This window comes from Nonomuraea corallina, from assembly GCF_027620315.1.
Classification (GTDB): domain Bacteria; phylum Actinomycetota; class Actinomycetes; order Streptosporangiales; family Streptosporangiaceae; genus Nonomuraea; species Nonomuraea corallina.
Genome location: NZ_JAPNNL010000072.1, coordinates 21,661 through 32,759 on the forward strand (window position 1 = coordinate 21,661; position 11,099 = coordinate 32,759).

Genomic DNA, 11,099 nt, shown 5'->3' on the forward strand with positions numbered 1-11,099 from the left:
CCTGGGCGCGTACCCATCTCGGCGCGGGTCCGGCGCCGTCACCTGGGCGCGGGTCCGGCGCCGGCGGGGCCGGCGACCTTGTCCCGCGGCGGGCCGAGACGGGCGCTGAGCGAGGACTCCAGCTCGGCCGTGGCGTGCTCGATGGCGGCGATGACCACGGCCTGCACCGGGTCCGGCTCGCCCGACCGGGTCCGGCTCACCCGGGTGACGGCGTCGATTCGGCGGGCGCCCACGTCGCGGATGTCGCTGACGAGCACCTCGCCCTCCCGTACGTCCAGCAGGGCCAGCGTGGGCACGACCGCCACCCCCACCCCGGCGGCGACCAGCGCCAGCGTCGGCGCGAAGTCGGTGATGACGTGCACCTTGCGCGGCTCGAACCCGTGCAGCCCGGCCAGCCGGTCCAGCGCCTGCCCGCACGCCAGGTGCGGCTCGCTCGCCACCCAGGGCACGTCCGCCAGTTCGGAGACGTGCCGGGGCGGCTCGGGCCAGTCGGGCGGCACCACGACGCGATACTCGTCCACGAACAGCGGCCGGGTGACCAGGGACGGCTGGGCGAGCACGGGCCGGCTCATGTCCTGCTCGGTGATGAGCACGTCCACGGCCCCCAGCCGCAGCTCCTGCAGCGCCCCCGGCCCGAACACCTCGTGGATGGCGGGCTCCAGCTTGGGGTGCCGGACGGCGAGATCGCGCAGGGCCGGCACCAGGACGTGCTGGATCACCGTGGGGAAGGCGGCGATGCGGACCGGCCCGGCCAGCCGTTCGGTGAAGCGGGTCAGCTCCCGCCTGGCCTCGGCCAGCTCCTCCTCGACGCGCTCGGCGTACCCGGCGAGCACCCGGCCCGCGGGGGTGAGCGAGATGCGGCGCTGGGAGCGGTCGAGGAGCGGCAGCCCGACCTCCCGCTCCAGGTGGGCGAGCTGCTGGGAGACCGCCGAAGGGGTCAGGTGCAGCGCCTCGGCCGCTCGCATGACGCCGCCGCGCAGGTGGACCTCGCGCAGCACGCGTAACCGCCGGGGGTCGATGTCCACAGAGCTGAGCTTACGCGGGCACTCGGGGCCCTCGATTACCGCCCGATCCGGTGAATCCGGACAATGACCGCATGGATCTGCTCCTTGAGGCCGTCGGCTGGCTCGGCGCCGCCCTGCTCCTGGCCGGCTACGCCCTGGTCTCCTCCGCCCGTCTGAACGGCGACGGGCTCCGGTATCAGCTCATCAACCTGGTCGGCTCGGTCGCTCTCATGATCAACAGCGCGTACAACGACGCCTGGCCGTCCGCCGGACTCAACCTGGTCTGGGCCGCCATCGGGGTGGTCGCCCTGGTCAAGCTGGCCCGCCTCGCGCGGAACCGCCGGCGATGGTCGCCGACCTGAGCCCCGCGCCGGTGACCGCCCCGCCTCGGGACGAGCACCGGCGCGCGTGGCTAGTCGTCGCGCTCGTCGGCCTCGTCCCACGCCTTGTTGCGATCGGCCGCGCGCTCCAGTGCGCCCGCGGCCTCCTGCTCGGACGCGTACGGGCCCATCCGGTCCTTGTTGGGGCAGCCCGCGTCGGGCTCGACCCGCATGTGCTTGAGGCAGAACCACCACTGGCCATCGGTCACGAGCTCCATTCTGCCCCGTAGACTCGGGTTTCATGACGACACTGCTCCAGCCCGGCCGAATTTCGCCCATGCGAAAGGTTCCCGCCCACATCGAGCGGCCGGAGTACGTCGGCAAGAAGCGCCCCAAGACCGGCGAGCCGGACGTGAAGACCCCTGAGATCATCGAGCGCATGCGGGTCGCCGGCCGCCTGGCCGCCCAGGCGCTCGAAGAGGTCGGCCGGCACGCGCGGCCCGGCGTCACCACCGACGAGCTCGACCGGATCGGCCACGAGTTCCTCATCGACCACGGCGCCTACCCGAGCACGCTCGGCTACAAGGGCTACCCCAAGTCGCTGTGCACCTCGATCAACGAGGTGATCTGCCACGGCATCCCCGACGACACCGTGCTGCGCGACGGCGACATCGTCAACGTCGACATCACCGCCTACATCGGCGGCGTCCACGGCGACACCGACGCCACCTTCCTGGTCGGCGAGGTCGACGAGGAGTCGCGGCTGCTGGTCGAGCGCACCCGCGAGGCGATGATGCGGGCCATCAAGGCCGTCGCGCCGGGCCGCCAGCTCAACGTGGTCGGCCGGGTGATCGAGGCGTACGCCAAGCGGTTCGGCTACGGCGTGGTGCGCGACTTCACCGGTCACGGCATCGGCACCACCTTCCACTCCGGCCTGATGGTGCCCCACTACGACGACCCGTCGCTCCGGGTGGAGCTGGTGGCGGGCATGACGTTCACGATCGAGCCGATGCTGACGCTGGGCACGATCGACTACGAGATCTGGCCCGACAAGTGGACCGCGGTGACCAAGGACCGTAAGCGCACCGCGCAGTTCGAGCACACCATCCTGGTCACCGAGACCGGCAGCGAGATCCTCACCTCGCCCTAGGCACGACCCCCGACACGGTGGTGCCCTCGCCGGGCACGCTGCTGACCGACAGGGAGCCGCCGAGCCCGGCGAACGCGGCCCGCATGCGGGCGATGCCGCGGCCGGTCAGCGGCGGCCGGGCCCCCTTGCCGTGGTCGCTCACCGTCATCCGCAGACCGCTGGGCGCCGCCGTGACGGCGACGGACACCGTCGTGGCCTCGCTGTGCCGTTCGACGTTGTCGAGCGCGTCGGCGAGCACCGCCAGCACCCCCTTCGCGACGCGGGGCCGCACGTCGGCGTCCGGCAGCGCCCAGACCTCGACCGTGATCCCCGTACGCCGCGACCATTCGGCCAGGTGGCCTTCGAGCGCTTCGGCCAGGCTTTCCTCCCCGCGCATACGCGTCTCTTCCGTCACCGGTCCACGCCTTCCTGAGGCCGAGCGCGCCGGCCGGACCGCCGGCGTCGAGAACGCGGAACGCCGCCCCACGGCAGGCTCGCGCCGCCCCCTGTCGGAAAGGCTACCCGGCGTTCGCACGGCGTGCCGGGGGCGGATAGCAGGGCCTACCCGATCGGCTACTCGCGCTTGTCGAGCTGGTTGAGCCTGGCGAGGTAGTCGTTGTACGAGCTGAGCTCCGGGTCGCCGGAGCGGGCGGCGGAGCGGTCGTCGCGCCGGGCCTTGCGGTCCTCGCTCCGGTACCACTGCACCGCGATGGCCAGCAGCACGATGAGGGTCGGGATCTCGCCGAACCCCCACGCGATGGCGCCGCCGTTCTGCTGCTCCTGCAGCAACGGCCCGCCCCACGTCCGGCCGAGCTGCTCGTACCAGCCCGGCGCGATGAGCGTGCCGGTCATCATCAGCGCGATGCCGAAGAACGCGTGGAACGGCATGGTGACGAAGAGCAGCAGCAGCCTGCCCACGTACGGGAGCCGGTGCGGGCCGGGGTCGACCCCGATGACCACCCAGAAGAACAGGCAGCCGCTCACCAGGAAGTGAACGATCATGAAGAGGTGGCCGAGGTGCTCCTCCATGGCGGCCTCGAACAGCGGCGTGAAGTAGAGCGCGTAGGTGGACGCGATGAAGATCGCGGTGGCGATGCCCGGATGGGAGATGACGCGCACGTACCCGCTGTGGAGGATAGCGGTCAGCCACTCGCGCGGCCCGCGGTCGCCGCGCCGGGTGGCGGGCTTGAGCGCGCGCAGCGCGAGCGTGATGGGGGCGCCGAGCACCAGGAAGATCGGCACGATCATGGCCAGCGTCATGTGCTCGATCATGTGGACGTCGAACATGACCTTGGCGTAGCGGGCCACGCCGCTCTGGGTGGCGAAGGTCAGGATGACCACGCCGGCGTACCACGACGCGGTGCGGCCCCACGGCCAGGCGTCGCCGCGCCGCAGCAGGCGTACGACGCCCGCGCCGTACAGCCCGGCCAGGACGGCGGCCAGGAGCGCGAAGAACAGGTCGAACCACCACAGCGTGAAGATGTTCGACAGCGAGATCGGCGGCGGGACCGGGTAGCCGAGCAGGTCGAAGGCCCGGTCGGCGGGCAGGGTGACCGGCGGGGGCGGGGTGCGCGCCAGCGCCACCGCCAGCCCGATCGTCGCCAGCATGAGCAGCAGCTCGCCGCCCGCGAGCCGGGCGAACGCGCGCGGGCGGCCCGCGTCGAGGTCGACGAGGGTGCGCTGGCGGTGCCACCAGCCGATGTAGCCGAGCAGCACGAACGCCACGATCTTGGCCACGACGAGGACGCCGTAGCTGGAGGTCCACAGGTCGGACAGCGACGTCAGCCGCGCCAGCACGCTGAACACGCCGGACAGCCCCACCCCGGCGTAGATCCACACCGCCATCCGGGAGAAACGGCCGGCGACCACGTCGAGCTGCGGCTGCTTGAGCGCGGCGTGCAGGGCGAGCACCGCCAGCCCGCCCACCCACAGGGCCAGCGTCAGCAGGTGGAGCGTGACCGAGGTGACGGCCAGGCCGTGGTTGGGCGAGGAGGCGGAGTGGCCGGTGAGCGCCGGTGGCGTCAGCGTGACCAGCGCGAGCAGCAGCAGCCCCGCCGTCGCCCCGACGGTGATCACGCCGCGCGAGAACAGCGCGATCGACAGCCCGAACAGCACCACGAGCGTGAGCGCGATGCCGGGGCTCTCCTGCGTGGCGTAGCCGACCAGGAAGCTGCGGTTGAGGATCTGCGGGACCGGCCGCGCCCACACGTCGGAGACGCTGAAGACCATGGTGAGGAAGGCCGCCGCGGCCCAGGCGAGCCCCGCCCACGAGGCGGCGCGCACGTAACTCTGCGCGGTCCTGCCGAGCACGCCCTTGTCGCTGGGCAGCAGCAACGCGGCGGCCAGCAGCAGGCCGACCGTGGCGACGCCGGCCACGTCCATGGCCAGCTTGGAGATCGGCAGCCCCCATCGGGTCACGACTCCGGACGACGGCACGCCGAGGATGATCCTGGGGAACGCCGCGCCGCCGACGATCATGGCGATCACGAGGGCGGCGACCGCCGCCCCCGCCGCCGCGAGCGCGAGACGCGCGGCCCTGGTCACGGCTTCTTCTTCCGCGCGCTCAGCAGGAACCCGATGCCGATGCCGACGAGCGCGCCGACCACGATCAGCAGCCAGACGGGGAAGGCTGCGGCGTCGTCCTCCGCCGAGACCTCCTGAGCGGGCTGCGACCCGGCCGGCTCGGGAGCGGCCGGCTGGTCGGTCGGCTGGGCCGTCGCGCTCCCGGCCGGGGACGCGCTCTGCGTCGGCGTCGCGCTCGGTGACGGGCTCGCGCCCTTGACGGTGAACGGCACCTCGCCCTCGATCGGGTGGCCGTCGGAGGAGACGACCCGGTAGGCGATGGTGTAGTCGCCGTCGGGCAGCTCGCCCTTCAGCCGCTGCGTGACCACCCGCCCGTCCACCTCCGGGTCGCCGGACTGGTGCTGGGTGTCACCCGGACCGCGCACGCTCACGAAGGGCATGCGGATCTTGCCGGTGAACTCCAGCTTGACCTCGTCCACGGACTTGACCGTGGCGTCCTTGGCGGGGTTGCTGCTCTTGAGCGCGTCGTGGGCCAGGGCGGGCCCGGCGGTGACGACGACCAGCAGCGCGGCGAGGATCGCGGTGACGGCCGCGAGCGGGGAACTCTTCATGGCACCTCAAGGCTACCGAGCGCCCTGCCCGGTCCGTACCCCGATCAGAGACCCGCGCAGGCCAGCGCGCGCTGGTAGGCGTCGACGCTGCCCTCGGCGTCGCCGATCTCCTCCAGGGTCTCGGCTGTGGCGTACCAGGCGCCGGCCGACTGGAAGGACGACGGCATCGGCTCCAGCGCCTCACGGATTACCCGCAGGTGCCGGTCGGCCTCGGCGGCGTCGCCGCGCAGGCTGTGGGCCTTGCCCAGCAGCAGGTGAGCCTGCGGCACCTGGGCGACGGCAGTGTCGGACAGCAGGTCGGCGGCGGCGTGGCCGTGCTCCAGCGCTTTGTCGAGGTTGCCGGTCACGAACGCGACGTGCGCCAGCTCGGTACGCGCCCGTGCGCGGTCGATCACGCTGGTGGAGCTCTGCTCCTGCTCCCTGACCGCGCGGTGGAGGTGGTCGAGTACCGAGGCCGTCTCCTCCGGGTGCACCCGCCGCTTGAGCTGCGCGTACGCCACCCGCATCTTGGCCAGCAGCCGCGGGTGGTCGGTCTCGCCCATCAGCGCCAGGGCGCGCTCGGCGAAGACGAGCACCTCCTCCCGGTGGCCGGTGTAGTCGGCGGTGAAGGCGGCGTTCCAGTTGGCCGCGGCCATGGCGCGGGGGGAGCCGAGCGCCTCGGCGGCGTTGAGCAGCTCGGCGGCGAACTGCCGGGCACGCAGGTGGTCGCCGCGAACGAGGTAGGCGGCCAGCAGGGTGGCGCCCAGCTCGACCATGAGGTCGGACCACACGGGCCGGCTGGCGCTGTTCAGGAAGCTCTCGCCGATCTCGACGGCCTCGCTCAGCCGGTTGCTCTGCCGGTTGATGCGGCACAGGGCGATGGCGATCTCGATCTGACGCTCGGGCGCGAGGCCCTCGCCGCGCAGCCGCTCAAGGATCGTGATCGCCTCCTCGCGGGAGCCGCACGCCTCGGCAGCCAGGGCCAGCCCGAATTCGGTCTCTTGACGAAGGTCCGTCAAACCTGTCAGGTTATTGTCCGCGAGAAGCTCGGTGAAGCGTGTGCGGGCCTCGGCGACCTCGCCGTTCTCCAGCGCCAGCCGGGCGTAGCCGAGCGCGAGTTCGATGTCCTCCATCTGCTCGGCCGTGACACCGTTGACCAGATAGGAGAGTGAGCAGTCGAGCTTCTGCGCCAGCAGCTCCAGAACGGCTGGAGTGGGAGTGCGCTTGCCGCTCTCGATCAAGGAGACATAGCTGTCGGACAGTTCGGGATGGGCGAGCTGCGCCTGCGACAGACCGCGCTGCCGCCGCACCGTCTTTATCCGGAGTCCGATTAGATCAGATGTGGTCACGGTCGCCGCTCCCTGAAATGATAAGTTCCAAGCAAGTTCCAGATCCGCGAGGGAGATCCCCCATGCGCACGCGCCTCACCATGTCCGCACTCATTGCCTTGCTCGGGGCCGTGGTGGCCGTCGGGGGTAATAGTACGGCTGCGAACGCGGAATCGTCTGCCCCCGTCTCAGTCTCGACAGCTTTCCTGAGCGACGATCTCTGCTGCTGACCCAGCATGGTGAGAGCGGCGACGCGGTCGCCATGCCGGTGCGGCGCCCGCCGTGTGATCGCGCCCTCGGGCCGACGGCATCCCGCGTCCCCGTCCCTGCCGCCCCGTCGGATGTCCCCCTAGCCCCACGAGGGGTCATCGTAGGCGGCGCGTCTACATTTCTTCTAGACGGCGCCATGTGGGCCTGATCGGCCACGTTCCCGCCCGTGATCAGGTCACGCCCGTCGTGGTCCGCGCACGGGGGGAGAGTCAGTTGGCCGACGGCGTCGTCATCCGGCTCCTGGGGCCGGTCACCGCCGCGCGTGACGGCGCGTGGATCGATCTCGGCTCACCACGCAGACAGGCGCTCGTGGCGGTCCTCGCCGCGTGTCCCGGGCGGGTGGTGCCGATGCTCCGGATCATCGACAGCATCTGGGGCGACGCCCCGCCCAGGACGGCCGAGCAGAGCGTCTACACCTACGTGGCCGGGCTCAGGAACGTGCTGGAGCCGTCCCGCGGGCGGCGCGAGCCGTCGAGGCTGCTGGCCGGCGGCGCCGGCGGCTACCGGCTCCAGCTCGACTCCTCCCGAGTCGACGCCCTCGTCTTCACCGAGCGGGTCGACCGGGCCCGCCGCGCCCTCGCACGCGGCGACTACGCGGGCGTGCTGTCCGACCTCGACGAGGCCATCGGCCTGTGGCACGGTGAGGCGCTGACGGGTGTGCCCGGGCCCTTCGCCGAAGGCGAGCGCGACCGGCTGACCGAGCTGCGTCTGGCCGCCCAGGAGTTCCGGGCGGAGGCGCTGCTGGGGCTCGACCGCCCGCAGGACGCGCTGACGCCGCTGCGGACCATGATCCGTCGCCACCCGCTCTGCGAACGCCCGCGCGAGCTGCTGATGCTGGCCCTGCTTCGGTGCGGCAGGCCCGCCGAGTCCCTGGTGATCTACGACGACAGCCGCAGGGTGCTCCGCGCGGAGCTGGGCGCCGAGCCGGGAGAGGCGCTGCGCCGCGCCCGCCAGCTGGCGCTCGCCGGCGGGACGGCCGATCGGCTGGGCGGCGGGCGGTCCCCGCTGCCTCGCCAGCTGCCCAGGGACCTGACCGGGTTCGTCGGCAGGGCCGCGGAGATCATCCGGCTGAAAGGGCTGCTCGCGCCGTGGGACGGCGCCGCTCCGCACCCTCTCGTGGTCATCTCCGGTCCGCCGGGTGTGGGCAAGTCGGCGCTGGCGGTGCGGATCGGCAATCTGGTCAAGGACCGCTACCCCGACGGCCAGCTGTACGTCAACCTGCGCGGGGCGACGGTCGGCCTGCCGGGCCTCGATCCGCTGGACGTGCTGGGCCGCTTCCTGCGCGCGTCCGGCGTCGACGGCGACGCCATCCCCGGCGACGTGGACGAGGCGGCGGCGCTGTGGCGGAGCACGCTGGCGGGCAGGCGCACGCTCGTCCTGCTGGACGACGCGGCCGGGCTCCGGCAGATCCTGCCGCTCATCCACGCTCCTTCGGGCACCGCGGTCGTGGTGACCAGTCGCGAGACGCTCGCCGCCGGCGACGACTGCGTCCAGCTCCACCTGCCCCGGCTGTCACTGTCGGAGTCGGTCACGGTCCTGGCCAAGCTGGCGGGAGCCGAACGGATGGCGGCGCACCCCGAGGAGACGGCCGGCCTGGTCCGGCTCTGCGACGGCCTGCCGCTAGCGCTGCGCATCGCGGGCGCGCGCCTGGCCGACCGCCCGACCTGGAGCGTGTCGGCGCTCACCGACCGCCTGCGCGACGAGCGCCGCAGGCTGCACGAGCTGGAGGCGGGCGAGCTCGCGGTACGGGCCAGCCTGGCCGCGAGCTGGAGCGCCCTCGCCGGCAGCGCCAGGCCGGTCGACCGGCTGGCCGCCCGCGCCCTCGGCCTGCTCGGCCTGCTCCACCTGCACGACGTGACGGCGGTGGTGGCCGCGGCGCTGCTCGGCGCCGGCCCGGACGAGGCCGAGCGGGCGCTGGAACGCCTGGTGGACGCGCACCTGCTGGAACACCGCGCCGATCCCGGCCGCTACCAGCTTCATGACCTGGTCCGGCTGTTCGCGGCCGAGATGGCGCCGGGCGACGCGACCGCGCCTCTCACCCGGGCGCTGAGCTACTACATCGCCTCGGCCCGGCTGGCCGTCATCACCATGGACCCGCACCGGGTGCAGGCGGAGGGTCCCGAGGTCGACGCCGTCCCGCACTCCGTCGGCGGCCCGGACGAGGCGATCGCCTGGCTGGCCGGGGAGGAGGCCAACCTGGTCGCCGCCGCCGCCCAGGCCATGTCGAGCCCCCACACGGAGCTGGCCAGGCTCGGCGTGGCGCTGTGCTTCTCGCTCTTCTGGTACCAGCACTACGCGCACGAGCCGGGTCCGCTGATCACGCTGAACCGGCAGGCGCTGGAGCTCTGCGAACGGCTGGGCGACCGGCTCGGCGCCTATCACGCGCACGGCCACCTCTCCTGCGGCCTGTTCATGCAAGGGAAGGCGGAGAGCATGGACCACCTGCAGGCGCAGCTCGTCCTGGCCGGGGAGCTGGGCGACCGCTTCAGCGAGCAGCGCACGCTGGGCAATCTGGCCAACCAGGCGAACGAGCAGGGGCTGTACGAGCAGGCGCTCGACCATGCCCGCCGGCAACTGGCCCTGGCCCGCGGCATCGGCGCCGCCGTCGGCGTGCGCTACGCGCTGATGATGCTGGGGCGGGCCTGTCAGGGACTCGGCCGCCCGGCCGAGGCTCGCCGGCACCTGAGGGCGGCGCTGGCCGCCGCCGAGCGGATCGGCGACACCGGCCAGGCGATGAATGTGCTCCTGATCCTCGGCGAGGTCTGCCTCGACGAGGGCGACCCGGCCGCGGCCGCCGGCCATCTGGAGCGTGCCCTGGCGGCGAACCGGTCCCACGGCAACCGGCTCGGCGTGCTGCAGTGCCTCGTCCTGTTGTCCAGGGCGCACCGGGCACGGGATGACGCCCAGGCCGCCCTGCCGTACGTCGCCGAGGCGGTGCCGCTGGCCGCCGCGCTGGAGAACGCCAAGTGGCGCGGGGCGGCGGAGAGCGAGCAGCGGATGGTGCACGGTCTGGTCGGCGTCCCTGCGGTGCGCGTGTGAGCGACGGGGACGGCGCTGGTCACCCCGCCCGCAGCGCCAGATAGAGGTCGACCCTGTCGGCCATCGTGGACAGATTCCTGCCGGTCAGCTCCTCCACCCGCTTGATGCGGTAGCGCACGGTGTTGACGTGCACGTGCATCCGCTCGGCGCAGGCGTTCCAGGAGCCCGCGCAGTCGAGGAACGTGTCCAGCGTGCGCACCAGCTCCGACTGGTGCCCGGCGTCGTAGTCGAGCAGCGGGCTCAGCAGCCGGCGGGCGAACGAGCGGCGTACGTCGCCGGGGACGGTGGCCAGCAGCAGCGCGTGCGTGTAGATCTCGTCCGAGGTGACCACCCCGCCGCCGCGGGCCTGGGCGAGCCGCCGGGCGTGACCGGCCTCCTCGATGCCGCCGCGCAGGGCGGACGCGCCGGTCAGCGCGGCGCTCAGGCCGAGGCGGACGCGGACGTCCGGCAGCGCGGACAGGATCTCGGCCCCGGCGCGGAGCCGGGCGGCCAGCGCGGCGACGTCGTGGCCGCGCAGCGGCACCACGGCCAGCGCCCCGTCGGCGCCGGGCGGGGCGACGATCTCGCGGCCGAGGAGTTCCTCCAGCACCTGCCCGCCGAGCGTGGCCGGGTCGGGGCCGCGGGTCGCGCCGGGCCTGGGGACCGACGCGCTCACGACCGCGTACGGTTCGGCGACGTCCAGGCCGCAGGTGCGGAAGCGGGCGTTCAGCTCCGCCGCGTCGGCCCCGGCGAGCGCGGCGGACAGCAGCTCGCCGGCCAGGCGGCGCTCCACCCGCCGCCCCTCCTCCATCCGGCTGCGTTCCAGCGCGACGCAGGCCGCCAGCTCGTATCCGAGGTCGGCCCGGTCGAGCAGGTCGCCGTCGCAGGCCAGGAGCCAGCCGGCGGCCCGGTGGCCC

The 11,099-nt window shown here is 73.1% G+C and carries 10 protein-coding genes; 3 read left to right on the forward strand and 7 right to left on the reverse strand.

What is annotated here, in order from left to right; translation table 11 throughout:
- Nucleotides 1-38 precede the first annotated feature (38 nt).
- Complete coding sequence (locus OUY22_RS18950) at nt 39-1,025, reverse strand: LysR family transcriptional regulator (RefSeq protein ID WP_270156352.1); 987 nt, start codon at nt 1,023-1,025, stop codon at nt 39-41.
- A 71-nt stretch (nt 1,026-1,096) separates the two neighbouring features.
- On the opposite strand from OUY22_RS18950, the gene OUY22_RS18955 reads away from it, so the two are divergent.
- Nucleotides 1,097-1,366 carry a CBU_0592 family membrane protein gene (locus OUY22_RS18955; RefSeq protein WP_270156353.1) on the forward strand — a complete coding sequence of 90 codons (270 nt, stop codon included), beginning with the start codon at nt 1,097-1,099 and terminating at the stop codon, nt 1,364-1,366.
- Nucleotides 1,367-1,416: 50 nt separating this feature from the next.
- On the opposite strand, the gene OUY22_RS18960 is transcribed toward OUY22_RS18955, so the two are convergent.
- Nucleotides 1,417-1,602: a hypothetical protein gene (locus OUY22_RS18960; RefSeq protein ID WP_270156354.1), complete on the reverse strand. Its 186-nt coding sequence runs from the start codon at nt 1,600-1,602 to the stop codon at nt 1,417-1,419.
- A gap of 23 nt (nt 1,603-1,625) precedes the next feature.
- On the opposite strand from OUY22_RS18960, the gene map reads away from it, so the two are divergent.
- Nucleotides 1,626-2,474, forward strand: coding sequence for a type I methionyl aminopeptidase (gene map, locus OUY22_RS18965; RefSeq protein WP_270156355.1), 849 nt, complete (start codon nt 1,626-1,628; stop codon nt 2,472-2,474).
- Here map and OUY22_RS18970 read toward each other — a convergent pair.
- The 4 genes from OUY22_RS18970 to OUY22_RS18985 form a co-directional block, all read right to left on the reverse strand.
- Entirely contained in the window at nt 2,461-2,850 is a 390-nt protein-coding gene (locus tag OUY22_RS18970) for a sensor histidine kinase (RefSeq protein WP_270156356.1), read from the reverse strand. The two genes, map and OUY22_RS18970, sit on opposite strands and share 14 nt — an antisense overlap.
- A 176-nt stretch (nt 2,851-3,026) precedes the next feature.
- Nucleotides 3,027-4,997, reverse strand: coding sequence for a bifunctional copper resistance protein CopD/cytochrome c oxidase assembly protein (locus OUY22_RS18975; protein ID WP_270156357.1), 1,971 nt, complete (start codon nt 4,995-4,997; stop codon nt 3,027-3,029).
- Entirely contained in the window at nt 4,994-5,587 is a 594-nt protein-coding gene (locus tag OUY22_RS18980) for a copper resistance CopC family protein (protein ID WP_270156358.1), read from the reverse strand. Before OUY22_RS18980 ends, OUY22_RS18975 begins: the two co-directional genes overlap by 4 nt.
- Before the next feature lie 44 nt (nt 5,588-5,631).
- Nucleotides 5,632-6,915 carry a helix-turn-helix domain-containing protein gene (locus OUY22_RS18985; protein ID WP_270156359.1) on the reverse strand — a complete coding sequence of 428 codons (1,284 nt, stop codon included), beginning with the start codon at nt 6,913-6,915 and terminating at the stop codon, nt 5,632-5,634.
- Nucleotides 6,916-7,377: 462 nt separating this feature from the next.
- Here OUY22_RS18985 and OUY22_RS18990 point away from each other — a divergent pair, with 462 nt between their 5' ends.
- A complete protein-coding gene (locus OUY22_RS18990) occupies nt 7,378-10,203 on the forward strand; it encodes an AfsR/SARP family transcriptional regulator (protein ID WP_270156360.1) in 2,826 nt (941 codons plus the stop codon).
- Between the two features lie 19 nt (nt 10,204-10,222).
- Here OUY22_RS18990 and OUY22_RS18995 read toward each other — a convergent pair.
- The coding region (locus OUY22_RS18995; protein WP_270156361.1) for a PucR family transcriptional regulator at nt 10,223-11,099 on the reverse strand (877 nt) is incomplete at its 5' end.

Excerpts from the sequence above, each read along its gene's own strand:
- OUY22_RS18955 (WP_270156353.1), top strand. The coding sequence starts at position 1,097 with ATGGATCTGCTCCTTGAGGCCGTCGGCTGGCTCGGCGCCGCCCTGCTC.
- OUY22_RS18960 (WP_270156354.1), bottom strand. The coding sequence starts at position 1,602 with ATGGAGCTCGTGACCGATGGCCAGTGGTGGTTCTGCCTCAAGCACATG.
- map (WP_270156355.1), top strand. The coding sequence starts at position 1,626 with ATGACGACACTGCTCCAGCCCGGCCGAATTTCGCCCATGCGAAAGGTT.
- OUY22_RS18970 (WP_270156356.1), bottom strand. The coding sequence starts at position 2,850 with ATGCGCGGGGAGGAAAGCCTGGCCGAAGCGCTCGAAGGCCACCTGGCC.
- OUY22_RS18980 (WP_270156358.1), bottom strand. The coding sequence starts at position 5,587 with ATGAAGAGTTCCCCGCTCGCGGCCGTCACCGCGATCCTCGCCGCGCTG.